This is a genomic window from Oceanobacillus halotolerans, from assembly GCF_010993955.1.
Classification (GTDB): domain Bacteria; phylum Bacillota; class Bacilli; order Bacillales; family Amphibacillaceae; genus Oceanibacillus_A; species Oceanibacillus_A halotolerans.
In genome coordinates this window covers 470,641-496,147 of the sequence record NZ_WIXL01000001.1, presented here as the reverse complement: position 1 = coordinate 496,147, position 25,507 = coordinate 470,641, and the positions used below count along the sequence as shown (strand labels likewise).

General features: G+C 36.1%; 19 protein-coding genes, 1 pseudogene and 1 riboswitch. Of the genes and pseudogenes, 8 read left to right on the top strand and 12 right to left on the bottom strand.

The window, feature by feature from the left end; genetic code table 11:
* Positions 1–53: 53 nt before the first annotated feature.
* The gene (locus tag GHC26_RS02190; protein WP_163969602.1) at positions 54–1,928 is read left to right on the top strand and encodes an LTA synthase family protein; all 1,875 of its coding nucleotides are present in this window, start codon (positions 54–56) and stop codon (positions 1,926–1,928) included.
* Positions 1,929–1,981: 53 nt separating this feature from the next.
* Here the strand turns inward: GHC26_RS02190 and GHC26_RS02185 are convergent, their stop codons facing one another.
* Positions 1,982–3,844 carry an FAD-dependent oxidoreductase gene (locus GHC26_RS02185; RefSeq protein ID WP_163969601.1) on the bottom strand — a complete coding sequence of 621 codons (1,863 nt, stop codon included), beginning with the start codon at positions 3,842–3,844 and terminating at the stop codon, positions 1,982–1,984.
* A gap of 90 nt (positions 3,845–3,934) precedes the next feature.
* On the opposite strand from GHC26_RS02185, the gene GHC26_RS02180 reads away from it, so the two are divergent.
* Positions 3,935–5,116, top strand: coding sequence for an acyltransferase (locus tag GHC26_RS02180; protein WP_163969600.1), 1,182 nt, complete (start codon positions 3,935–3,937; stop codon positions 5,114–5,116).
* 133 nt (positions 5,117–5,249) lie between these two features.
* Positions 5,250–6,248 (top strand): YecA family protein, encoded by a 999-nt coding sequence (locus tag GHC26_RS02175; protein ID WP_163969599.1) that lies wholly within the window; start codon positions 5,250–5,252, stop codon positions 6,246–6,248.
* A 125-nt stretch (positions 6,249–6,373) separates the two neighbouring features.
* Here the strand turns inward: GHC26_RS02175 and GHC26_RS02170 are convergent, their stop codons facing one another.
* A complete protein-coding gene (locus GHC26_RS02170) occupies positions 6,374–8,230 on the bottom strand; it encodes an FAD-dependent oxidoreductase (RefSeq protein ID WP_163969598.1) in 1,857 nt (618 codons plus the stop codon).
* Between the two features lie 430 nt (positions 8,231–8,660).
* Here GHC26_RS02170 and GHC26_RS02165 point away from each other — a divergent pair, with 430 nt between their 5' ends.
* Positions 8,661–10,661 carry an acyltransferase family protein gene (locus GHC26_RS02165; protein ID WP_163969597.1) on the top strand — a complete coding sequence of 667 codons (2,001 nt, stop codon included), beginning with the start codon at positions 8,661–8,663 and terminating at the stop codon, positions 10,659–10,661.
* Positions 10,662–10,765: 104 nt separating this feature from the next.
* Here the strand turns inward: GHC26_RS02165 and GHC26_RS02160 are convergent, their stop codons facing one another.
* Entirely contained in the window at positions 10,766–13,918 is a 3,153-nt protein-coding gene (locus GHC26_RS02160) for a S8 family serine peptidase (protein WP_163969596.1), read from the bottom strand.
* A 417-nt stretch (positions 13,919–14,335) separates the two neighbouring features.
* Here GHC26_RS02160 and GHC26_RS02155 point away from each other — a divergent pair, with 417 nt between their 5' ends.
* Positions 14,336–16,411: a GLUG motif-containing protein gene (locus tag GHC26_RS02155; RefSeq protein ID WP_163969595.1), complete on the top strand. Its 2,076-nt coding sequence runs from the start codon at positions 14,336–14,338 to the stop codon at positions 16,409–16,411.
* A 53-nt stretch (positions 16,412–16,464) separates the two neighbouring features.
* On the opposite strand, the gene GHC26_RS02150 is transcribed toward GHC26_RS02155, so the two are convergent.
* On the bottom strand, positions 16,465–17,586 hold the full coding sequence (locus GHC26_RS02150) for an S-layer homology domain-containing protein (protein ID WP_163969594.1): 1,122 nt from the start codon (positions 17,584–17,586) through the stop codon (positions 16,465–16,467).
* 366 nt (positions 17,587–17,952) lie between these two features.
* On the opposite strand from GHC26_RS02150, the gene GHC26_RS02145 reads away from it, so the two are divergent.
* The 3 genes from GHC26_RS02145 to GHC26_RS02135 are packed head-to-tail and all read left to right on the top strand — an operon-like array spanning position 17,953 to position 18,749.
* On the top strand, positions 17,953–18,144 hold the full coding sequence (locus GHC26_RS02145) for a hypothetical protein (protein ID WP_163969593.1): 192 nt from the start codon (positions 17,953–17,955) through the stop codon (positions 18,142–18,144).
* Positions 18,141–18,506: a response regulator gene (locus tag GHC26_RS02140; protein ID WP_163969592.1), complete on the top strand. Its 366-nt coding sequence runs from the start codon at positions 18,141–18,143 to the stop codon at positions 18,504–18,506. The genes GHC26_RS02145 and GHC26_RS02140 overlap by 4 nt, the downstream gene beginning before the upstream one ends.
* Before the next feature lie 27 nt (positions 18,507–18,533).
* Positions 18,534–18,749, top strand: coding sequence for a hypothetical protein (locus GHC26_RS02135; RefSeq protein WP_163969591.1), 216 nt, complete (start codon positions 18,534–18,536; stop codon positions 18,747–18,749).
* Between the two features lie 53 nt (positions 18,750–18,802).
* On the opposite strand, the gene codY is transcribed toward GHC26_RS02135, so the two are convergent.
* The 8 genes and pseudogenes from codY to GHC26_RS02095 form a co-directional block, all read right to left on the bottom strand.
* Positions 18,803–19,594, bottom strand: a complete 792-nt coding sequence (codY, locus tag GHC26_RS02130; protein WP_163969590.1) for a GTP-sensing pleiotropic transcriptional regulator CodY — start codon at positions 19,592–19,594, stop codon at positions 18,803–18,805.
* Between the two features lie 44 nt (positions 19,595–19,638).
* The gene (locus GHC26_RS02125) at positions 19,639–20,274 is read right to left on the bottom strand and encodes a response regulator transcription factor (RefSeq protein ID WP_163969589.1); all 636 of its coding nucleotides are present in this window, start codon (positions 20,272–20,274) and stop codon (positions 19,639–19,641) included.
* 100 nt (positions 20,275–20,374) lie between these two features.
* The gene (locus GHC26_RS02120) at positions 20,375–22,123 is read right to left on the bottom strand and encodes a methyl-accepting chemotaxis protein (protein ID WP_163969588.1); all 1,749 of its coding nucleotides are present in this window, start codon (positions 22,121–22,123) and stop codon (positions 20,375–20,377) included.
* Positions 22,124–22,254: 131 nt separating this feature from the next.
* A complete protein-coding gene (locus tag GHC26_RS02115) occupies positions 22,255–22,719 on the bottom strand; it encodes a chemotaxis protein CheW (protein WP_163969587.1) in 465 nt (154 codons plus the stop codon).
* A gap of 158 nt (positions 22,720–22,877) precedes the next feature.
* Positions 22,878–22,963: riboswitch (cyclic di-GMP riboswitch) on the bottom strand.
* Positions 22,964–22,979: 16 nt separating this feature from the next.
* Positions 22,980–23,141 (bottom strand): sporulation histidine kinase inhibitor Sda, encoded by a 162-nt coding sequence (gene sda / locus GHC26_RS02110; protein WP_163969586.1) that lies wholly within the window; start codon positions 23,139–23,141, stop codon positions 22,980–22,982.
* Between the two features lie 258 nt (positions 23,142–23,399).
* Positions 23,400–23,666 (bottom strand): annotated as a pseudogene (locus GHC26_RS02105) (DnaB-like helicase C-terminal domain-containing protein); the annotation flags it as partial.
* An 85-nt stretch (positions 23,667–23,751) separates the two neighbouring features.
* The gene (locus GHC26_RS02100; RefSeq protein ID WP_163969585.1) at positions 23,752–25,341 is read right to left on the bottom strand and encodes a sodium:solute symporter family protein; all 1,590 of its coding nucleotides are present in this window, start codon (positions 25,339–25,341) and stop codon (positions 23,752–23,754) included.
* 1 nt (position 25,342) lies between these two features.
* On the bottom strand, positions 25,343–25,480 hold the full coding sequence (locus GHC26_RS02095) for a hypothetical protein (protein WP_163969584.1): 138 nt from the start codon (positions 25,478–25,480) through the stop codon (positions 25,343–25,345).
* Positions 25,481–25,507 lie beyond the last annotated feature (27 nt).

Genomic DNA, 25,507 nt, shown 5'->3' with positions numbered 1-25,507 from the left:
TGATCTTGTACCATATACTTAATTGTTTTATATAATAAGGGATGTGATCAATCTTGTTTGAAAAATTTAAGATAAAAGGCTCTCTTCAATACTTTGCTTTCCTTTTCGTCATCCTATTAAAATTCATACTAGTTCGGTACTTATTATTTGATAGCAGTGATGTCCTATATACAATTTGGGTGGAACTAGGGTATATACTGGTCATCTTTAGTTTAATAGAGCTAATCCCTAAAAGAACCCTTAAAACTATTCTATATGTTCCTATCAATTTAGTTATCACCCTATTTCTTTTAGCGCTCCTTATTTATTACAATTATTATGGCCACATTGCTACAGCTCATGCCTTTTCTCAAATAGGGCAAGTAGGTGCAGTTTCTGATAGTATTTTACAATTAATGAATCCTATTTATTTAGTTTTATTTATGGATTTCTTCCTTTTAATCATTTATAAGCTCCTTATAAAAAAGAGAGAGTCAAATCCAGTAGCAAAACCATCATTCACCTTTATTATGACTACACTAGTTACAGGTGTTATTCTAATCAGTTTGAATATAAACATCCACAAAAACAACGAGATTGCCAGTACTGTTCTTGCGGCTGAAAAACAAGGACTTCTGACTTATGAGATTCTTGCTGCAACCGATACCTTAACAAACCAAGAACAAACCCCAATTTTAAAAGATGGGGAAGAAGATGAATTAATTCAAGCAATAAAAAGCACTAAAAATATTTCACCAATCCCGCAAGATCAACGAAAGCAAAATGGTATTGCAAAAGATAAAAATATCATCGTGATACAGGCTGAAGCTTTTCAAGACTTTGTCGTAAACTTAGAAATTGATGGAGTTGAAGTCACTCCATTCCTAAACCAGTTAGTCGAGGAAGGATTATATTTTCCTAATGTTTATCAACAAATAGGAGCAGGGAATACGTCAGATGCTGAATTTCTATTTAACACTTCACTGTATCCTGCGCCATGGACAGCTACTTCTGAGACATATGGAAATAAAGCGATCCCTAGTCTCCCAAAGTTACTAACGGAAATCGGCTATACTTCCCTAACATTTCACGCAAATGAAGTCACATTTTGGAATCGTAATCAATTATATCCCGCTTTAGGATTTGACGACTTTTATGATATTCGCTTTTTCGGGGTAGAAGACATGATTGGTATTGGTCCTTCTGATGAACATGTCTATCAAAAAGCATTTCCAGAGTTAAAAAAATTGCATGATAATCAGGAACCATTTTATGCACAGTTTGTAACATTATCTAGTCACCACCCTTTTAAAATACCAGAAGATAAATATGTTATTGATCTTCCAGAAAGGTTTGAGGAAACTCAGGTTGGTGATTACATAGAATCAATGTCCTATACGGACAAAGCACTTAAACAATTTGCCGATCAGTTAAAAGCAGAGGGAATGTGGGAAGACTCCATATTAGTATTTTTCGGAGATCATTTCGGCTTAAAACCTGATGGACTAAGTGAACAAGGTACGGCAATCCTAGAAGAATTGATAGGACATGAATATACATTTCTTGATCAGTATAACATCCCTTTCGTCGTGCATACCCCAGGGAAAACAGACGGGGAAGTTATCGAAACAGTTGGTGGGCAAATTGATATGATGCCGACGCTGGCAAATCTGATGGGAATGTCTCTCGAAAATCATGTATATTTTGGCCAAGATTTGATTAACTATCCGAATAATCTGTTCGGCGTTCGTTATTACATGCCATATGGCTCCTTCTATAATGACGAAATTAATTTCCAACCAGCTGAAGGGTTCTCAGACGGAGAAGCGTATGACTTAAAAACAGGTGAACCCTTAGAAGACTTTTCTACCTATCAAACAGATTATGAACGTATATTGGAATTACTTGAACTATCCGATAATTATATGAAAAGCTTACCAGCTAGATAACCATACAAAAAAGCAAGGTACTTTTTCTGAGAGTACCTTGCTTTTTTAGCTTATTATTGATTTTCGATTAAAGAAGCACTTATAGCATATATTTCTTTTTGGGTTAATGTTTCTTCTTCAGGTATTTTATCAGCTATTTCATTCTCCATAATCCCCTCATCTAACAACGCCTGCCAGCTATTAGATTTACTTTCTTCAAAAAGGACATTTACTAGTATGTCTGCTGCTTGTTCTCTATTTAATAGTTCGTCTTCTTGATTATAAATATCCGCATGGATCCTGTTAAGACGATCGCCAATTTGGTTATATAAATCAGGATTAGAACGAAGAATTGCTCCTTTTATCATATTAATAAAGCTATGTGTTGTGGCCTCTTCATCCACACGTAAATCATTTGTATACCCACCAACTACTAACCCATAATCGATTAATGTTTGGATAGACACATCATACCATTCCCCTTGATATGGATAATCTGTTTCCAGTGGTTCCACAAACGCTCCTTGTTCAGCCAAACGTTCTCTAAGCTGATCAATAAGGGATTCATCAGCACTCATGTCACGAAAAGATATATCTTCCTCTATTCCAATTGCCGCTGCAGCACCTGCAGCTTCTCCTGTTACCATACCAGTCGGAACAACACGTGCACTTCCTGCTGCTAATGAGGAATAACCTGTTGATCTACCAGTAACTAATAAACCGTCAACTGATTTTGGTATTAAAGAACGAAATGGAATAGCATATTGTTTTGGGTCACTTACGACATATCCATAATCATTAGGTGTTTGTGCTTGGACATCAACAGGATATGCTCCAAATCCAATTCCATCCCAGTGATCTTTATTTGTCCATACATCTGACATAGGGAGCTGATATTCTGCTTCAATGTGACGTGTTTCCCGTACATAAAGTTCGGAAGGAAAACTTGCTATTTTCGCTTCCTCAAATCCAGGAAATTCAGCCTGTAAAAAGTCAAGTATATGCTCAGTTTCACGTTTTCCTTTTTCGATAGCTTCCTTTTTCGATTCTTCGTCTAGTCCATCTATACCAAAGATTTGTAAGGCATTAATATAGTAGTCATTATTTATTTTTGCTAGGTTTAAGCCTCTAAGCCTAGTGTTTTCCTCAACAGGCTCATAATCATAATGAAGATCGGAAAAACCCCATGCTGCTTGATCTGTTACTTCAGCATAACCGAACTTTTCAGAAGCTGCAGTCTCCCTCACCTTTTCCCAATTCACATCATTTAGGTGAATCATTAAGGTTACAGCCATTTTTTTATCGGCTAATCCAATATCTTCTCCTCCAACAAAATAAGGTGCTCCTGACATAACTGCAAAATCAGCATCCTGTGTTGCATCAATAAACCTCTTCCCATTAACAGTAAATTCTCCATGCTTATTTTGGAGGCTCACTGCTGTGGCTTTGTTCTGATCCACCACGGACTCGATTACATCTGTTTCAGCTGACAATCTCAGGTTTTCTTCCTCATCTACTAATTTTTTAAAGGCTACTTTTGCTTCTTGTATGCCAAAAACATTGCCGCCACCAACCATTTGGTGCCATTCTTCAAATACTCCTTCACTAACAGAATTTCCATCTTCCCCTTGAGGGATATCTAAGAAATTCAACATCCCGTATGTAAATAATCCACCTAATTCTTCACGGTGCTCTACTAATAACGTTTTTGCACCATTACGTGCAGCAGAAACCGCAGCTGCAACCCCTTCAGGCTCTCCACCAATCACTATTACATCATATTGCTCATTAAATTCTTTGAGAGCTTCAGGCTTTTGATAGTCATCAAGTTCCTCATCAATTGCTGTATTATTAGGTTGTATCCAATAATAGATACCAAAAACTATTATTATTGCTATAATTAGGATAGATATGCCTATCCAATGTGACTTTTTCATACAACCACTCCAAAAATTACATTTGACGCACAGATAATTAAACATTACCATTAATTTTAGTTGAAATCAATTATTGATAGGGTTGGTATAATGAAAAAGAAACAAATAAAAGAAATAAATATTACGAGAGCTATCGCGATATTGGGTGTATTACTTGTCCATGTGACATCTTTTCCTGTTAGCGTTTATGATACATCAAGCTCTGTATATGGGGTTTACAACTTTTCCAATATCTTTTTTAAATTCGGAACACCTACATTTATCTTCCTTAGTAGTTTTGTTTTATTTTATTCCTATTATCATCGTCCATTAAACAAGTCATTAATCACCAATTTTTATAAAAAGCGACTACTTTATATCATCATGCCCTATGTTATCTTTTCTCTAATCTATTATATGTATAATGCCCCGTATTACACGACGGTAATGTCAAACAGTGAAATGACCATTGATTTTTTGAAAAAGCTTGCAACAGGGGAAGTATTTGCACATCTTTATTTTGTTTTTATTAGTATTCAATTTTATGTCCTATTTCCAGTTCTATTATACTTCTTCAAACGATTTAAGGGCTTAGTCAAGCATGCTGTTTGGATTGGGATTTTAGTACAATGGCTATTTGTCCTAATAAACCATTATTATCTTGGACTAACTAACAAGGGAAGTATTTCGTTTTCCTACTTCAGCTATTATTTTCTAGGTATATATGCTGGTATTTATTATGACCAAATTATTGACTTCCTCACAATAAAGAAACATGAATTAATGAAAACAAGATTTGGCTTGTTAACCTTATTAATCTGGTCTAGTTGGTTAATTGCCTCGTTAGCACATGTGTATGTATGGTATACGACTAGAACAACAGGTGCCTGGGCTCCTAATCTTATTTACGAGTTATTATGGAATGTTCATACGTATTTATCAGCAATTATTCTATTACAAGTTTCCTATGTGATCTATCGTAGACTATCTAATAGTTTTGTAAATGTACTTATTCATTTAGGTACCTATTCCTTTGGGGTTTACCTAGTCCATCTACTGATTTTAAATCTTTATGAGCGGCTTATCCCACCATTCGGAACCCCATTACTCTATCACATAAAGTATATTGCAGGATTTATTGTGACTTTAATGATATCTTGGTTAATTGTTAGTTTATTGTCATCACGTTTCAAGTATTCTTGGATCTTATTTGGGGCTACACCCAAAAAAATCCCTTACAAAGAAAAGCAATCATACACAACTGATGAAAGCGACACAAAGTCAGTTATATAAGGAAGAATACAAGGGGCGTTATCAAAAGGAGTTATCATCCTATAAGTTAGGATAAACAAGTATAACTTGAATAAAACGACATTTTCCTACATAATTGTAAGGTAACAATTATATTACGTGGGGTGTCTATTTAATGAGTAAAATTAAACGAAATGATCCTTGCCCATGTGGGAGTGGAAAAAAGTATAAAAAGTGTTGCGGTGCAAATACTATCAACACGAACCAATTCAAATCAACTAACGAAGAGCTTAATTATATACATCAAGAACTAATTTCTTTTACAATCAATAAATATGAAACTAAACTTAATAAGCAAATCAAATCGTATCAAAAATCATCTCTACAAGATAATGGTGCCATAACAGATGTTTATAACACAGGTCTTATTATCTGGATTATGTTTCATGTCGCATTTCTGGAAAATAATAAAACAATATTTGATAACTTTTATAGGATTTATGCCTCAAAGCTAAGTCCACAAGCGAAAAACATCCTTTCTAAATGGGCTGAGTCAACTCCATCTGCCTATGAAGTAACCTCGGTAGAACATAAGAAACAAGTTGCGGCTATAAAGGAAATTTCAACAAATAAGATATATATCATTCCTTCCCATAAAAAAGACGAATTAATAGTCGGATCTATTATTATTGGATCTCTTGTTCCGTTTATTAATTATCACAACTTTGTTTATACGATGATTAAGTTATATCGACAGGACTCAAGTGCAATGAATGAATTAGTTGACAAGTATAATCAAGCAAGTGGTGGTCTTCATGAACATTTTCCTGAGTTTTTAGCTGATGCACTGATGCAGGGTGCAGATGAACTAAAATGGGATCATCCATTCCATGAAGAAATCGGACAACTTTTGGCAAATCACTTAGTGGAAAAGGACATTAGCGATCGAATAATTATGGAAGGGGTTAAACATTGGAATAAATATTGTCAACAAGAGAATCCCATTATTCAAAAGCCTAATTCGTATGCTGCAGCTTTAGAGTACTTTGTTCAACGGTCGATTCTCGGCAATTCTTCTATTACCCAAAAACAAATTGCAGAGGAATATAACACTTCACCAGGTAGTGTCTCCACCAATTTCCGAAAACTATCCAATGTATTAGGGAATCAATAGTGTAGATTTCTAAAAGAGTGGTACTCATCAAATTATGATGAAGCACCACTCTTTTGTTGTATGTTCCAATGATATGAAGTATGAAGTATATTTTCTAATTTCGATTTTTCATATCGATTACTTCCTTATTCATCGTGTTGGACACGTTCCACATGTGCGATAACTGAAGCTCCAATAGAATATAATTCTTTCAAACGTATTTCACGATTTTGTTGTATCCTTTTACCAAGTTCATCCGTAATAATTCCCTTTTCAATTAAGGATTGCCATTTTTTGTTCTCTTCTTCAGTCAAATACAGGTCTGCTAACACAGAAGCAATATCATCTCTTTGAATCTCATTATCCTTCTTATTCGATATCTCGGAATTAATACGATTCATGGTATCACTCTGCTGTTCTTTTACAACAGGATTTACCCGTTCCATAATACCGCTTACTATTTCTATAAAATCATTCCATGTTGCTAGTTCATCGACACGTAAATCATTCGTATATTTTCCAAAAATGAGTCCATGATCCAATAATGTCTGAATGGATTGATCATACCACTCACCTTTATACGGATAATCTAATTCAAAATGATCAACATAAGCACCTTGTTGTTTTAATCTACCCCTTACCTCCTTTATTAATGTTTCCTTTTGACTCATTTCTCTAAGTGTAATCTCTTCCTCAATGGCTACCTTTGCTACTACACCTGCTCCTTCCCCAACTGCCATCCCAGTAGGAACAACACGAGCACTTCCAGCTGCTAAAGAAGAAAAACCAGCTGATCTACCAACTACTAGTAAGCCGTCTATCTCTTTAGGAATGATCGAACGAAGAGGAATAGCATACTGTATCGGAGCTGCTACAACCCGTCCATAATCTTCTGGTGTTTGAGCTTGAATATCGACTGGATATGCTCCCAACGCAATGGAATCCCAATGATCTTTGTTTGTCCATACATCAGACATTGGGAGCTGGTATTCCGCCTTAATATGTCTTGTTTCTCTCACATATAGTTCAGAGGGAAAACTAGCAATTTCCGCATCTTCAAACCCAGGGAATTCTTGCTGTAAAAAGGATAAAATATGTTTCGTTTCCCGTTTCCCTCTTTCAATTCCCTCTTGTTTTGACTGCTCATCTAAGCCATCAACGCCAAATATTTGTAACGCATTAATAAAATATTCGTCATCTATTTTCGCTATATTTAATCCCCTTAACCGTGTATTTTCTTCGATTGGATTATACTCTCTTAGAAGATCACCAAACCCCCATGCCACTTGATCCGTTACGGTAGCCGGACCAAATTTTTCAGTACTAGCAGTTTCCTTCACTTTTTCCCAATTAACGTTTTTTAAGTGAATCATTAATGTAACAGACATTTTCCTATCCTTTATCCCAATATCTTCTCCACCTAAAAAATAAGGAGCACCACTCATTGCAGCAAAATCTGCATCTTGTGTGGCATCTATAAAAATCTTAGCCTGGACATCAAATTTGTCATTTTCATTCTTTAACGTTGCAGCAGAAACTCGTTGGCGCTCTACTACAGAATCGGTCACTTCTGTACTAGTTAATAGGTTGAGATTCTCTTCTTCCTCAACAAGCTTTTGAAAAGCGGCTTTCGCCTCTGTTACATCAAAGGCATTTCCTCCCCCAACAAGCTGATGCCACTCCTGAAAGATTCCTTTACTTACGGAACCACCATCTTCACCTTGTGGAATGTCAAGATAGTTGAGCATTCCATAAGTAAATAATCCCCCTAATGATTCACGGCTTTCTACTAGTAGAGTCTTAGCACCATTACGTGCAGCTGATACCGCTGCAGCAACCCCTTCTGGTTCACCACCAATGACTACAACATCATAGGTTTCATTTCCTTTATCATTAGTAGTTCCTTCTTTATCTCCAATGCCCTCATTATAATATAGAAAGCCTACAGCACTACCTAAAATGAACAATAATAGTACTGATAGACCAATCATCCGTTTCCTCATTACAATAATCCTCCAATAAAACCGTTCGTATTATAGCTATTAATTAATTAATTCAAATTGTAACCATAGTAAAGCATAACATATCTTCATCACCACTATAACCAGTATAGCTCATCTAATCACAGCTTACACTTGCGTATCCCTATTATTATTAAGACACAACACAAAGCTAATATTCTTAAGGTATATTGCTAATCCTATTAAGCTGTAATAAAATAAAGAAGGCACGTTTTTTTAAAAAACTATATCTACAAGAAGGTACGTTTTCTTTTAAATAGAATCGTTTTTATTTAAATTGATCTATGTGACATAAATAGAAATGGCCAAAAAGTCTTATATTAGCCACAATTTTTTAGTTTTTTATGTAGAGAAATCTACTTTTATTTTTTTGATCATAAAAGGTAGAAAGTCAAAAAGGAGTTACAAAAAAATGTCAGACTTACGAATAGCAGAAAAGAAATTCCGCCCTGAATTAGAGGGGATACGGGTTGTAGCCGCATTATTAGTAGCAATCTATCATATTTGGTTAGGTTCTGTATCCGGTGGTGTGGATGTCTTTTTTATTGTCTCGGGATATTTAATAACGACATCTTTAATTTCAAAGATGGAAAAACAAGGTGAAATTCGCTACTTCGAGTATGTATTAGGATTAATGAGACGATTATTCCCAATAGCCTTTGTCGTTATTTTCACCTCATCTATTCTTGCCTTTTTACTGTTACCACAAACACAGTGGAGACAAGTAATATCTGAAATGTTTTCGTCGGCATTTTACTTTCAAAATTGGCAGTTAGCCACCAATGCTGTAGATTACTTAGCTCAAAATAATGAAGCAAGTCCATTTCAACACTTTTGGGCACTATCACTCCAAGGTCAGTTTTATATAACGTGGCCTTTAGTTATTTTCTTAGCATTCATAGCTGCAAAAAAAATATTCAAAACACCACCTCGCAAAACGCTTTTAGCCTTATTGAGTATACTTTTTGTCGCTTCACTCACATATTCGATTTATATCACAAATGTAAATCAGCCATGGGCTTATTTTGATACTTTTGCACGTATATGGGAGTTCAGCTTAGGTGGGATATTAGCTCTATTAATTCCATATTTAGCTTTCAATAAGTCCATTTCTACCATCATGGGTTGGATTGGTTTAATTATTATATGTTTTACAGGTATGGTGTTACCTGTCTCTACTGTTTTTCCTGGTTATGTAGCATTATTACCGACAACTGGTGTTATCTTAGTTATTCTATCGGCAGAGAATGCAGGTCGGTTTGCTGTGAAAAGATTTTTAGGCTCTAAGCTTTTAATGTTTCTCGGGGGCTTTTCATATGCCTTCTACTTATGGCACTGGCCTCTTCTCATTTTCTATTACACTTATTTCAATACGGAGACTATCTCTACTACCGCAGGAATATTTATTATGTCCATTGCGCTCAGCTTATCGATTATAACAACTAAACTAATAGAGTCCCCAATTAGAAGACTATCAGTGAAACAATCAAAAGTGAAATTAATATCCATATTATTCCTTTTTATAGTACCAGTTGTAGCTCTAAATATAGCCTGGGGACAATACTTAGACAAGGAACAACAGTATTTAAAGGAACAATATGATACTGTTGATTATCCAGGAGCTCGTGTTCTATACGATAATATTGAAGCTGCCTCAGATGTAAAACCGATAGCATCTCTAGACCCAAATAATGAGTTACCTGCCTTTTATACTGAAGATTGTTATGTATATATGAATGCTTCTGGAGTTAAAATGTGTTCTTATGGCGAAACAGATAATCCAGAATATACGATAGCACTTGTAGGTGGATCTCATTCAGGGCATTGGTTCCCTGCTCTGGAAGGATTTGCTGATGAAATGAATATACAGATTGATGTGTATAACAAAGATGCTTGTAGATTTTCAACTCAAGACTTTAACGGGAAATTAGATGATACTTGTATGGAGTGGAATGAGCTAGTTGTTGAACCATTACTCGAAAGCAAACCTGATTTAATCTTCACAACAGCTACGGTTGCGGACGGCTCAACGGTCCCACAAGGATATATTGAAATGTGGGAAAAATTTGAGGGAATTACAAACATCTTTGCGATTCGAGATAACCCAAAAATGACCGAGGATATTCCAACGTGTGTAGAAGTAAATGGACCTGAGGATTGTACAGTATCTAGATCAGAGGCATTACCAGAACCTCAGCCATGGGAAGTGACAGAGGGAATACCTAATAATGTCTACTTCGCTGACCTATCTGATTACTTCTGTGATGACAAAACTTGTCAATCTGTCATTGGAAATGTACTGGTATACCGGGATGATCATCATATTAGTACTTTATATTCCAAAACACTTGCGACACCATTGAAGAAAGAAGTTTTAAAGGCATTGGAACAAGAATCGGTCAATAATGAATAAAGGGTGAATGGCTATGGGCCATTCACCCTTTCTATTTAGTTAAAACTTATACCACTCCAGGTAGAAGAGTCTATCAGACGTCTCCTCATTCCTCTCATTTATTCTTATTCACTTTCAAACCCTAAAACTCTTGCCATCATTGTCGAGAATTGACCACGATTAATACTATCTTTGGGGCCAAATGTACCATCTGGATAACCAGTTATAATTCCGTTAGCAACTAACGTTTCGATAAATGGATACGACCATAAGCTTTCATCAACATCAGGGAATGTCATCTCACTACTTCCTTCCAGATTATACGCACGAACTAAGATAATTGCAGCTTCTGACCTTGTTAACGTATCTGTTGGTCGGAACGTCCCATCATCATACCCAGTAAAGATTCCTGCTTCTACAGCTGCACCAATATGCTCGGATGCCCAGTAATCATCAGGAACATCAGGGAAATCACTCTCTGCTAATGGTAAACCCATTTCTTCCACAATAATTTTCGCTGCTTGGGCACGGCCAATCAAATCACCAGGTCCAAACGTACCATCTGGGTATCCATTTAAAATCCCTTTTTCTACTAGGAAGGTAATCGTATCTTCTGCCCAATGACCATTTATGTCGGGAAAAGCGCTATAGTCATACGAATAAGAGCGAACATCACTCGTTAAATCATCCAGTATTGCAAAGGCTTTTACGTTTGTATCCTGGTCAATCCATATAGGTTCCTCGTATAATTGTCCATTGTCTACACTTGGAGTGGTACCATCCAACGTATAGTAAATAGATGCCTCACTGATATTAGTCGTTAATTCCAACTGAAAGGCCTCTGTGAAAGCACCTGAAGTTTTACTAGCAATAGGAGCATTCAATACGTTATCAATCTCGTACAAATAGGTGACGACATTACTAATATGTCCATCTTTGACTGCTATTGCCTTTAAAGTGGTATCCACCTCAATCTCAATTGGCGCTTCGTATACAGTTCCATTTGATAGACTCGGATCTGATCCATCTAGTGTATATCGAATTTCATTTCCTTCATAACTGTTTAATTTTACATTAATCGCTCCTGTATAAGTCCCACTTTCTATTGATGCAACGGGTACTGGAACTTCTTCTACTTCATTCTCCAAATAGGTAATATCAAAAACGTACGGATTATTATCCGAATAGTCTTCAAGGTTAGTAATTACCACATAATATGTGCCAGTTTGTATCCTATGATATTCATTAGTGTTCGATTTCAATTCCCCATTATTTTGCCAATAGTAGTCATCTTCTACAATCACATCCCCATAGGAGTCTACTAATAATGCCACAGGTTCATTGTAATAGGCAGTACTATCTGTAGAAGCTTTAATCGCAATATCTCCATTATATGGCAAATCTACTTGATAATAATCATAGTCTTTATATTGTTGGAAATACCCTCCACCCATTGATCCATAGTGGATATAACTAGCTTGATCCATATAATCGTTTGGTTCTGTCTCAACGATCAAATCAGTATTATTAATCGTACTAGACTCCATTGTTAATTCATATGGCTGTTCTGACCAATGGTTAAAATAATCATAGATTGCGATATAATACGTTCCTGGTTCTGCTTCAAAGGAATACCATTCATCACTTCCTGACAAATTATAGTCTATTATATGGCGATCTAACACAGCATCCCCGTCTGTTTTATATAGGGATCCTATTAAATCAAGATGGTAACTGTTATTGATAACATCTATCGTGACGGATGACTTTTCCGTCACTTCAAAAGTATACCAATCCACATCCTTTGGTAAATCCACCTTATCACTATATACAGAACCTGATTTAATTTCTTTTGCCTCTTCTTGGTTATTTGCTATATCTTGATCTAATGCAGGTAAAGTTGTGGTTAGTGCACTATAAGCATTAACTCTTCCATATCCATCAAATGTGTTCCATTCCATATTGACTAACTGTTCAGCTCCAGCCTGAAGAGCCCACTCAATTTCATTTGGTGCCCAATCTGGGTGTTTTGCCTTTAGTAAGCCTGCAACTGCACTTACAATTGGAGACGAAAAAGAGGTGCCATTTTTCCCTTTGTAGCCACCTAGGTAATCTGTGCTGTATATATTAGATCCAGGTGCTGTAATATCGATGAAATTACCATAGTTTGTGAAACTAGTAGGCTGATCATTTTCGTCTGTAGCAGATACACTTATGACGGATGTATAGGATGCAGGGTAGGAATAGGAATCTATCCCATCATTTCCAGCTGCAGCTACTACTACAATTCCTTGGTCATATGCTTCTTGTATCGCTTCCTCTACAGACTCATCATAGTTATAACCACCATAGCTCATGTTAATCACATCAGCACCTTGACTTATCGCATAATAGATCCCTTTTATGGAGTTAGATGTTGGAACTTCACCTTTAACATTTGCAACTTTTACTGGCAGTATATTGGCATGAAAGTCAATTCCTGTCACACCAATATCATTTGTATTACTGGCAATAATACCAGCAACATGAGTTCCATGACCATGATCATCTGATGGATCACTGTCATCATTCACATAATCATATCCTGCTAGCACACGGCCAGATAAATCCTCATGGGTGGCATTCACTCCTGTATCTAATACCGCTACAGTGACATCTGATGATCCTTCAGTGATATCCCAGGCATCAGTCATACCAATTTTATTCAGATACCATTGTCTACCCATTTCTGGATCAGTGGGTGTCATAGTAGATTCCATTAAATAATCTGGTTCTGCTGATCTAACATGTTTCGTATTTTTTAGCTTCTTTAATGTTTCTTCGTAATCATGATCGGCAGGAACCCTCACGAAGTACAGACCTTTCTCCTGTAAGAACGTACTTTCTTCAACCAGCTGTACATCATATGCTTCATAATCTAGGGTTTCGCCATCCTTTACCCTGACGATAATGCTACGATCGTTCACATCATCAAGGTTAATCTGAGGAATACTTTTTAACTGAGCTTGATTCTGTTTCTGATAATACTGTCTCAAATCTGCTTGATCGTCATCTATTTCTTCTATATTTTTAATTGTTTTTTTACTAGATATACCAATACTACGTTTGATTGGCTTCTCTTTTAGATAATTATATTGTTCTAGTAATACCCCTGCTTGATCTGTATAGGATTTACTAGGTTTTACTTCGCTTGCTTCCATATTCTCAGTATGTTCTTTTAGTTTATTATGACTTGAAGTTATACCGTCATCGGCAGCACCTTGTATCGGAAAAATCACCGTTATCATCCATACTATTATTATGCTACTACTTATATATTTTCTACCCAAAAGATCAGCCCTTTCCTAAGGCAATAGCAATGTCTGTTCTTATTGTAACGTATCATATTGTTTGATTCTATCAATATATTAAATTACTACATCTTTCCATAATAATCATAAAAACACTAACCATTCCCTAATTCCACCATACTCCTACCCTGAATTTCAATGGAGCTGTCATGGTAATACCTAATCATAACTACTAAAAATTGTATACCCAAGTATACATTACATCCTTATTTTAAAGTGTTAAAATTACAACGATTCTAAGTTTTTAAATATCAACATACATTGAAAGAGGTGGGTGGTATGAGAACGTAATCACAGCAAAATGTCAATAGACATAATACCTATAAATAAGGAGGAATATAGTGAATGGAAACATGGATATTGGAAAGCAAAACAAGGTGGATAAAGACGTTTATACTCTTGTTTAGCGTTATGGCCGTGTTTGGGGCTCTTATCTTTCTTGGAGCAAACACATCTCAGGCTGAAGAGGATATCGTCTATATTAGTACTGCAGAAGATCTTGATAAAATTCGCTTAGATATGAAAGGACATTACGTGTTAACCAATGACATTGATTTAAACGTTGCACCTTACAACACTGGTTCGGGTTGGGAACAAATTGGAGATGGAGACGACCAAGGGCGTTTTGAAGGTACCTTTGATGGAGCTGGACATACCATTAAAGGATTGATGATTGATCGTTCGAATTCGAGTGCTCCCCATGGGGATGGTTTATTTGGCATCATTAATAATGGTGCTACCATTAAGAACGTCACCTTAGAAGATGTGAATATTAACTCACGGAATCACACAGGTGCATTAGTAGGTGTTGCAGATAGCGGTACACTTATTGAAAATGTACAGGTTACTGGTAATATCAATGGTGGAGGAGCTTCTACTGGTGGTGTTGTTGGATCATTATCTAACGCAACCATTAAAGATAGTGAAGCAACTGTTACGTTGAATGGGGTCACTTCTGTTGGCGGACTTGTTGGTCAAGCTGGTGGCTCTAATGCTACTGTCAATAACTCTACATCAGCTGGTTCTATTACAGGACGTGATAATGTTGGTGGCCTTGTCGGCAAGCTAGGTGGTAATGTTTGGGATAGTTCCTCCTCTGCTTCTGTTAGTAGTACAAGAACAAATGATGACATTGCAAATGCCGGTGGTCTTGTTGGGAATTTCAATACATTTGATGGAGAAATAAAAAATAGTAGTGCCACAGGCCATGTTGAGGCATTTGTAGACAATGTTGGTGGATTAATCGGCTACACAACTGTGAACACCTCTGCCTCTATTACCGATAGTTATGCAACTGGTGATGTGTCAGGTAGACATAAAGTAGGCGGATTGATTGGCTATCACACCAAAGTCTTAGTAAGTGATAGTTACGCCAAAGGGAATGTGGATGGTGAAGATCATGTTGGTGGATTCATTGGGTTAATGGAAGAAGAATTCACAACAGTTGATAAAAGCTTTGCAGAAGGAAATGTCAACGCTAAAGGTGCCAATGTCGGCGGATTCATCGGTAAAATGACTAGTGATACTACTATTCAAGATGCTTATGCTAAAGGAGACGTAAATGGTGCTGAAAATACCGGTGGATTCGTTGGAGCAAATGAAGTTGCAACCATTGATCGAGCATACGCTAGTGGTGCTGTATCTAGCAGTGGACAGAATCAAGGTGGTTTTGTTGGAAATGACTATCGTGGTGACTACGATTCCAACTATTATGACGAAGAAACAACCGGTTTTTCTGATAACCAGGCAGCAATTCCAAAATCAACTGAGGAAATGTATACAAGAGTAACATTCGAAAATTGGAACTTCACCACTACTTGGAAAAACGTAGAAGGTGATTACCCACTCTTACGAGAAGAACCGTTTACTCTCATTACAGATGTTGACCCTAATTATTGGGGAAGAGACCACATCACTGAGGCTGTAGAACGTGATGTTGTAGATGGTGCACCAGATCCAAATAATGATGGCAAATTTCTGTTTAAACCTAGGAAAGACATCTCGCGGGCAGAAATGGTGATTATCTTAGTAAACGCGCTAGGTGTTAATTTAGATGTGGATACCACGACGTTTAACGATAATGATGATATACCTCATTGGGCCATTCAACATGTTGCAAAAGCACAGGAATTAGGAATCGTGGAAGGAGATCAGGACGGAAACTTTAATCCTGGTCAACTCATCTCTCGAGCAGGAATTGCTACCATGGTTCAACGTGCCTATAATTTAGATGCCACATCAAGTGGAGATATTGGATTTGAGGACGAAGATGATATCCCTTCTTGGGCAAAAGAGAGCGTAACAGCAGTTTATGATTATGGCTTAATGGAAGGCCAAGGTAGCAATAAATTTGCACCTAAGGCTACAGCCAAAAGGGTCGAGGCAGCAGTTACAGTATTACGCGCACTTGATATAAAGTAATAAATGACATATAAAACCCTACAGGGCTTATAAGCCCTGTAGGGTTTTGTACTTTAATTACTTATGTCAAACCATACCTCGTCATCCCCACTTTGGTTAAATACAGCTAGTGGTTCATCGGTCTCATCCACCATAAAATACGTCCATCCTTCATGTTCGCCACCTGTATAAATATCTGTTCTTAGATTAGGACTTAATCCAGATACTGAAACCCAATTATCATACTTAACACCATCTTTACTAACAGCATCAAATTTTGCGTGATTGATATTGTAAGGCTCCTCTTCTAAATCTAATACTTTGATTCTAAATTTAGCAAGAACATATTTCATACCAGGCTCTGGTGGATCATTAAATATATTGGCGTTTCTAATTATTTCCCATGCTTCATTTCCTGAGATGGATTCTTTCAATTCTATTTCATATTTCTGATAGCCATCTAACCAATCCTCATGTTCTACTGTAACGATATCTCCAATGTTAGCTGGATTCGTTCTAGAATTATCTTCTAATGGTTGATCTGAAGATGAATCTCCATCCTCTGGAGCAGGTTCTACTTTATAGTCATCATTCATTCCTCTTGCTAACATAACGGAGAATTCAGCACGAGAAATACTGTTTGACGGCTTAAAAGACCCATCACCAGTACCATTACTAATCCCATTTGCTGCAATGGTATTTATAAAATCTTTTGCCCAGCTATTTGAAATATCATCAAAATATTGACCATTTCCCTCTTCTAAATCAAATGATTCTGCTATAATCTTGGCCATTTGCTCTCTTGTGAGGGTATCCTTTGGACCAAAATCACCATTTGGATAACCATTTAGATAACCTGCTTCTACAGCAGCTTGTACTGCTTCAAAATAATATGCTGACTCGTCCACATCTGGAAATAGTGAATTTTTCGGTATGTTATTTGTATCTAGATTCTTTGCTCTTGCCAGCATCAAAGAAGCATCTGAACGATTAATATTATCAAATACACCAAAGGACCCGTCAGGAAGACCCTTAACTACTTCCTGATCATATAAATAATTAATCTCCTCTTCTGCCCACGGGACCTTTTTTAGATCTGGAAATATCGTTGTTGCTGCAGCGCTTGATGAAAACAAAAGTACATAACTCAAAATCGCAACGACTATTATGCCACATTTTTTTAACGTATCATCCATCCTTAATCCTCCTCTTATAATTTATTGAATATTCAATATTATTTTAACATAATAAATAATCAAAGGAAATGGGATAAACAGGGGGACGGTTCTTCTGTTTCACTTCACGGTACCAAAGCAACAGTATACTATGCTAGTTTCTCGCCAACTATATCCTTTTTCCCTTTACAAGTTGAATAAGTTCACCGATATATTAGTAGAGGACATGGTTTAGAAGCTATCTGCTAATGGCAAACTGATCGAAAGGGTAGTGGACTTAAAGTTTTGGAAAGAAGATAATCCAAGTTGTCAAAGAGGTTACACATTTAGGTGGCACTATTTCGTTCGCCCTTTCTTAAACTAAGCGTTTAAAAGGAGAATTACAGGATGCTTTATACATTAAAGGAAAATCCAACAACCGTGCAGCGAAAGAGGATTCATTCTAGGACAATGACCATGATTAGAATGGCTCATAAGTTCCATATGGATCATGCCAACGTATTGGAAGGCATCCAGAAGTTAGATGAGTTAATCACAAAACACCAACCATTCATAAAACGAGAAAGAGTCCCACTATGAAGACAATTTTAATTGCAGATGATTCCAAGTTTATGAGAAACTATTTAAAACAGAAACTTCAGCAACAACGACTTCTAACTATTATAGAAGCAATTAATGGCCAAGAAGCGATTGACATATATAAACTCTCGAAACCAGATATGGTTTTTCTTGATATTACTATGCCCAATGTAAATGGTTTAACTGCGTTGACAGAAATTATCGAATTTGATCCGAATGCTAAGGTGATTATGTGTTCATCCATGGGTACAGAATCAAATATCATCGAAGCCATACAATTAGGTGCGATAGATTTTATAGTAAAACCCAACTTTGAAACGTTGGGAACGATTCTTAAAAAGCTTGATAGCAATACAAATTAATCATTTACATGAATGGAGTGTCCAAATATGGCAACATATGGTTCCTGTCAATACTGCGGAAAAATAGATCACCTTATTAACAACCTATGTGACGATTGTTATCAGGAAGAAATGCGTCATTTAAACGAAATAAAAGCATTTTTATCAAAATACCCAACTTCCAATGCCATGGATATCGCTTTAAAAACGGGCATCCCCATTGACAAAATTACCCGACTCGTCAAAAAAGGGTCGTTACAATAAACAGGGATAGGTTCTTTCCTTCCACTACCATCCATTAAAAAAAGAAGACTAGCTTAATAGATTCGTTTGGAATAAAAGAACTGACCCCATGTTTCGTCTAGCTCCATCAAAAGTTGATCATTTAATAACTTTATATAAGTTCCTCTTGAGCCTAAGGATCTCGTTTTAATAACACCAGCACTCTCTAATTTTCGTAATGCAGTAATAACAACAGAACGAGTAATCCCAGCACGATCAGCAACTCTAGATGCAACAAGTAGTCCCTCGCTACTACCCATTTCATCAAAAATATATTTTATTGCTTCTAATTCGCTAAAAGAAAGTGAGCCAATGGCTAATTGAACAACAGCATTGCCGCGAACTTCTTCATCCTTTTCAACAGACTTTTCATGTAACATTTCCATACCGACAACTGTTGCACCATATTCAGCCAATAGTAAATCTTCATTGTGAAATCGTTGTTTTATACGAGATAGGATTAATGTACCTAGTCTCTCGCCTCCCCCGATAATCGGTATAATAGTGGTTAAACCATTTTTAAATAATTCTTTGTTTGCAACAGGAAACGCTGTATATTCACTTTCACTACCTAGATTTGTCGTTGTTTCGTGAATTTCTAGTAAATTGGCATTGTATTCTTGTGGAATTTGACATTCTTTCATTCGATCATTTTTACCTTGTTGAAGGATAGAAAAACTAAGTAAGTCTCCTTCCCTGTTCAAGATGAACGTATTGGCATTGATAACCTCTTTTAATGCTGTAGCAATCTCATCATAGTTATGCCAATTTCCATTTGTATTTTGGATAATTGCATTGATTTTTCTAGCTTTTGTTAAAATACTCATAGATATTCTCCTATAGGATAAGTGTTTGCCGATTATAGAATCTTTTATAGACTAATCCAATTATTTTTAACAGCTAATAATGCTGCATTTGTACGATCGGATACATGAAGTTTTTTATAAATAGTTGCTAAGTGGTTATTGACAGTTCTACAGGAAATAAAAAGTCTTTTTGCTATATCGGAATTTGTATGTCCTTCCACAATTTGCTCTAATACTTCCCATTCTCTTTCTGACAATATACCCTTAGGCCTTTTCGGTTTAATACCAGAAGCACTAATATATTCCCTTAGGAGAATGGAAGACAAATGGGGATGGATATATTGTTGGCCATTCAACATATATTTAATAGCAAATAGGAACTCAATTGGTTCCATACCATTAAATAAATAGCCTTCTACCCCTAATTTAAATAAATCTATTAGTTGCTCTTCTTCAACATCTTCCAACCATATTCCAATCTTTACATCACGATCTTTAAAAAAGCTAATTAAGTAAGCTAAATTTTTTATTCCTTTAAGATCGACAATAAGTATATCTGGTTGGTGATCTTCATTAAAAATATGATCATATTCATTTCCATTTAAAGCAGTAACATGGCAATTTGTCAGTTTCTCTTGTAAAAACGTTATTAATCCATCTCTTAATAAATCACGATCTTTGATAATGGTTATCTGTTCCATTTAATGGTCTTCCTTTCCTTTCTAGCGTTTCAGTAAGAACTGCAACCATAAGAGAATGATAGTTAACACCTTCGAAAACTATCATTCTCTTTCTTTCATATTAAATTTTAAATTCCCGGACTAACCCATTTAATTCTTCAGCCAAATGAGCAAGTTCACTGGAGGAAGACGAGACCTCTTCCATAGAACTGTTCGTTTGTTGCGATGATGCAGATGTTTGTTCAATTCCTGCAGCTGCTTCCTGAGAAATAGAGGCAATATCTTCAATAGATGCACTCATTTTATTACTATCATTTGTAATAGCTGATAGGTTATTGGAAACCTCTTTAATATTAGTTGCCATTTCAGTGATGGCATGGTTAATTCCAGTAAATGTCTTAGTGGAATGTTCAATCTGCTCTGTTCCTAGTTCAACCTCTTTATAACTATCCTGTAAGGAGTCCACCACAACGCTTGACTCGTTTTGGATGGTGGAAACAATTGAGGTTATATCATTCACAGAATCTGACACTTGTTCGGCAAGCTTTCTAACTTCATCTGCCACAACCGCAAATCCTTTTCCGTGATCACCTGCACGAGCTGCTTCAATAGCTGCATTTAATGCTAAAAGATTGGTTTGCTCTGCAATATCATGAATAACATTTACTAATTTTGAAATCTCTTGTGACTGTTTATCCAATCCTTCTACTTTTTGAACAGCACTTTGTACAATTTCATCAATCTTTGCCATTTGTTTACTAGATGCTTGCATAAGCTCACTTCCATCTTTTGTCATACCCATGACCTCACTAGAAGCCTGTTCTATCTGTTTTCCATTTTCATCCATTTCGCCTACCTTGGTATTAAACGATCCCATCATAGACGATAAATCACTAGAACTATTCGCTTGTGTTTCTGCACCTGAAGCCAATTCTTGCATCGTTGTAGCAATTTGCTCTGAGCCGCTTTTCACTTCATTAGAGGATTGTGTTAGTTCCTCACTTTGACTGGAAACCTTTTCAGAAGCATTCGAAACATTAGCTATAATACCTCTTAATTTATTCTGCATATTATTAAGTGCATTCGCTAATTGTCCTGTCTCATCCTTCGATTTCACCTTTATCTCTTCCTGCGTTAAGTCCCCATTTGCAAGATAGTCCATGTGCTTGGATACTCTATTAATTGGCTGAGCTATGCGATTCGCAAATAGCCAGATAATGATAATTCCAATCACTAACGTAGTCCCTATTACGATAAAGATGATGTTTAAAATATTAGTTGCAGGTTGGTTAAAATCCATCATATATGTACTTCCATTCACAACCCAGTCCCAATTTTGGTCTGTTTTGGAATACGATATTTTTGGTTCTATCTGATTTTCATTGTCAGGTAAAGGCCAATCATATTCGATAAAATCTCCACCATTATTCCCTACTTCTATCATTTCTTGGGCAAATTTCGAACCATTCTCATCTTCTGCATCCCATATATTTTGGCCTTCTGTATGGGGATGAACGATTTGATTACCTTCCTGATCTAATACAAATAAGTAACCATTCTCACCTAGGTCAATATTAGGATTAATCGGTCTTGTCCCATCTTCATTCATTTCACCTAATATAGCAACTTTCACTTTTTCTTGCGCCTCTTCTAATGATAGATTCCCCTTCTCTACCTCTTCATTCATTGTATCAATTAATTCAATTGTTAATTCAACACTGTTCTTTAAATTGGTTGACCCTAAGTCATTTAGACTATTTGCGCTGTTTTGATAGCTAAATACGCCTAATACAATTAATGGTACTGTTAATAGCAATACAGAAACAATGATTAACTTCGATTTAATCGAATTTAGCTTAATTCTTTTCATATTCATACTCCTTTCTTACCTATTTTTTTGTTGATAATCCTGGCAGGTATCATAAAATCACCACTATAACTTCTTAGAATTGTTTCTCAATAAAAGACTTTACAATAAAACCTTTAGCCCTAAAACCCTCACTATTTTTCACTCCCCTCTTCTATTACCTCACTAATTTCCTCAGAATGTAACAGTTGCTCTATATCTAAGAGAATTAGTAAATGGTCATCTAACTTAGCGATCCCCTTAATGTATTCCTTATCGATTCCACCAAACCACTTATTGTTTTTATCTATTATAGAAGAATCAATATCCATAACATCATCTGCAGAATCAACTATTAATCCAACCTGCCTATTATGTAAATTCACAACTATTATCTTTGTATGGTCGCTATAATCTGTCTCACCTAGATGTAGACGTTCTCTTAAATCAACTAAAGGTGTAACCTCCCCTCGGAGCTTAATCACTCCTTTGACAAATTTTGATGTGTTAGGGATCTCCGTAATACGTTGTACTTTTTCAATTGATATGACATGCTGTATATCAATCCCGTAATGCACATTTTTTAATTCGAAGGCTACCACTTTAGCTATACTTTCCATATTTATACCACCTTTGATTTGGTCAATACTATTTATGTTTTTCTATTTAACAGATTTAACATTTTTCACCTTTGCCATGTTCGTTTTCGTATAAACTTAACCAAGAAAAAAGCAGTCCATATTTTGAACTGCCAACCAGAATTTTTTTTAAACCCTAATTTGGTAGCTAGGCAATCATAGTTATCATAACCTTAGACCCTACACTTTGCGTCCTATCCTTTCAAATAGTTTGCCTTTTTCAAATAAATTGCTGCTATGTTTTATTTAGTCGAATCATTGCCATTAATGCAGGATAATTCCGTATTTGTGAACTTTCTTTTCCCCATTTCATCTGCAATATTTTGAATGAATTCTTTGCTCAATCCCTCTTCTTTTGCTTTAAGATATGGTTCAATTAACAGGTGATTTGAAAATGCCTTCATAAAATATCCCCTAATTTAAAAAAATTCTTTTATTTATCTTGTTTGAGTCTTCTATATTTTTGCAATTTCTCTTTCTAATACTAAATTTTATAGTATATTTCGACTATTTTCAACATTTTTTTACAAAATTCTACAATAATTTTTAAAACACCAATTACTGGATTTTATTTCCATTAACAGTTCATGAAAGGGAGAACCAAAGAGACAGCTCTTCTGCTTCACCCTTACATAGCAAAAGAACCGACCCCATGTTTACCATTACCCCCTAAACCTCCCATACTCCTTCATAAACGTCATCCTCACCGTTCCAACTGGTCCATTCCGTTGCTTTCCAATGATTACTTCCATTTGGTCTTGTTGTTCTGTGTTTCGATGATAATAATCTTCTCGATATAAAAAGGAAATAACATCAGCATCCTGTTCAATATTGCCTGACTCTCGTAAATCTGACATCAATGGCCGTTTATCTTGTCTTGCCTCTACTCCCCGTGATAATTGTAAAAGAAGGATAATGGGAAGAAGCAGAGGGACGGTTCTCCCGTATCATTTTGAAGCACAAGAACCGTCCCCATGTTTCCTCTTTCCTCTCCATTGTGAAACTAGTTTGATATTACATTATAAAGACAGGGACGTAATAAAGAACAAAAGTTAGTATTATTAGTGCTATTCCACTATAAATTAATAAATTCGTATACTTTTTGGTAATAGCCATATCTCGTTTTTGATAAAAACCCTCTGGTGTAATGAGCATTTTCTCCCTGAATTGTTGTTCTTCTGATGAGACTTCTCCTAGTTTTGATCCAATCCAAAGTGATAGTAATGACAATATCGCACCGATAACAGCAGCATCTAAGTATACTGGTAATGTATACCCGAATTGTCCCATTAATTCTCCACCAACAACACCTAGGAATCCCATAATAATAGCCCAGAACGCACCAGTTTTGTTGACACGCTTGGAAAATACACTTGCAAATGCGACAGGACCCCAGGACGCAGCAAATAATGTAGCAGCAAAGTACCCTATCCACATAATTGCTGGTGGTTGCCATAAAGCGATACCTAAAATAATTATACTTACTCCAACCATTGAAATTCTACTAAACAGTAACGTGTTTTTATCATTTTTATTTTTTAACCCTAAATCATGTGCCACACTATTCCCGATTAGCTGCAAGAAAGTAGAACAAGAAGAAAGCGCGGCAGCCATGATGCCAGTCAAAGCTAGTACACCTAACCAACCTGGCATAATATTCATTGCCGACCAGATAAATACTTCTTCTGAAGGTGAAATATTAGGATTGATAGCTGCAACAGTTCCCATTCCAATTTGTAAGAAAAAGTAGATAAACATCAGTGATATCATAGCAATGATTCCAGAACGTATAGCTACATGCTCATTCTTAGCCATAAGATAACGACTAGTTTGCCAAGGGCTAACGGAAACAACAGTACCCCAAACAACCCCTAGGATAATCGCCCACAAAAACACCTCTATCGGTGCACCCATATATGCATTTTCACCTGTTAGACCATGCCAAGTTAATGCATCTGGTCGTTCAGCTAAATTAGCGGTATTTAAAATTGCCTCAGGCCAACCGCCTCCAACATAAATAATATATGGTATGGCTATAAATGTGGCTACTACGAAAATAATAAACATTAATGTATCATTTGTAAGTACACCTTTTGCGCCTGACAAAAACGTAAAAGACGTATAAGCTAACCACATAATAATTAGCGAGACAAAATAAGGCACGTCTAATATAGACCCTAAGAGCAATGCACCACCTTGAGTAACTGCAACTAAGTATGCCGCTATACCCACAACGGTTGTTATTCCAGCTGCCTTACGAACTTTACTCGAATTAAACCGTTTTCCAAAATACTCAGGAAGTGTTAAGGCCTTACTCCGTCGTAAAAACCTTCCAAATAAAAACACACCAATTACATACCCACTAGCATTAAAAATCGTTAGTAATAATAACGTGATTGCGTACCCATCGTAAGAAAAACCAACTTCTCCCATAAACGATACTGTGCTAAGAAATGATGCAACTAAAGATCCCGTAATCATTAAGGTTGATCCATTTCTACCTGATACATAATAATCTTCTACATTGGAAATCCTTCTTGATAGATACAAACCAATTAATATATAGATGGCAAATGAAAATAGGATACCAACTGCAAATAACATATTATATTGTTTCCTCCTCGTTTTGGCTATTCATATCTACGGAAGAATCCTTCTGTTGGCGATTTAAATACCATTTTGTAATTAACCCCATTATCACTAAGGCACCTCCATAGCAAAATGTAAAGATCAGTTCACCCAAACAAAAACCCCCTTTATATCTAAAGAT

Bases quoted from the DNA above. Each gene is read 5' to 3' on its own strand.
- codY (WP_163969590.1), bottom strand. From the start codon at position 19,594: ATGAGTATTTTAACAAAAGCTAGAAAAATCAATGCAATTATCCAAAAT.
- GHC26_RS02120 (WP_163969588.1), bottom strand. From the start codon at position 22,123: ATGAAAAGAATTAAGCTAAATTCGATTAAATCGAAGTTAATCATTGTT.
- GHC26_RS02135 (WP_163969591.1), top strand. From the start codon at position 18,534: ATGGCAACATATGGTTCCTGTCAATACTGCGGAAAAATAGATCACCTT.
- sda (WP_163969586.1), bottom strand. From the start codon at position 23,141: ATGAAGGCATTTTCAAATCACCTGTTAATTGAACCATATCTTAAAGCA.
- GHC26_RS02100 (WP_163969585.1), bottom strand. From the start codon at position 25,341: ATGTTATTTGCAGTTGGTATCCTATTTTCATTTGCCATCTATATATTA.
- GHC26_RS02125 (WP_163969589.1), bottom strand. From the start codon at position 20,274: ATGGAACAGATAACCATTATCAAAGATCGTGATTTATTAAGAGATGGA.
- GHC26_RS02175 (WP_163969599.1), top strand. From the start codon at position 5,250: ATGAGTAAAATTAAACGAAATGATCCTTGCCCATGTGGGAGTGGAAAA.
- GHC26_RS02140 (WP_163969592.1), top strand. From the start codon at position 18,141: ATGAAGACAATTTTAATTGCAGATGATTCCAAGTTTATGAGAAACTAT.
- GHC26_RS02150 (WP_163969594.1), bottom strand. From the start codon at position 17,586: ATGGATGATACGTTAAAAAAATGTGGCATAATAGTCGTTGCGATTTTG.
- GHC26_RS02185 (WP_163969601.1), bottom strand. From the start codon at position 3,844: ATGAAAAAGTCACATTGGATAGGCATATCTATCCTAATTATAGCAATA.
- GHC26_RS02145 (WP_163969593.1), top strand. From the start codon at position 17,953: ATGCTTTATACATTAAAGGAAAATCCAACAACCGTGCAGCGAAAGAGG.
- GHC26_RS02180 (WP_163969600.1), top strand. From the start codon at position 3,935: ATGAAAAAGAAACAAATAAAAGAAATAAATATTACGAGAGCTATCGCG.
- GHC26_RS02115 (WP_163969587.1), bottom strand. From the start codon at position 22,719: ATGGAAAGTATAGCTAAAGTGGTAGCCTTCGAATTAAAAAATGTGCAT.
- GHC26_RS02170 (WP_163969598.1), bottom strand. From the start codon at position 8,230: ATGAGGAAACGGATGATTGGTCTATCAGTACTATTATTGTTCATTTTA.
- GHC26_RS02155 (WP_163969595.1), top strand. From the start codon at position 14,336: ATGGAAACATGGATATTGGAAAGCAAAACAAGGTGGATAAAGACGTTT.
- GHC26_RS02165 (WP_163969597.1), top strand. From the start codon at position 8,661: ATGTCAGACTTACGAATAGCAGAAAAGAAATTCCGCCCTGAATTAGAG.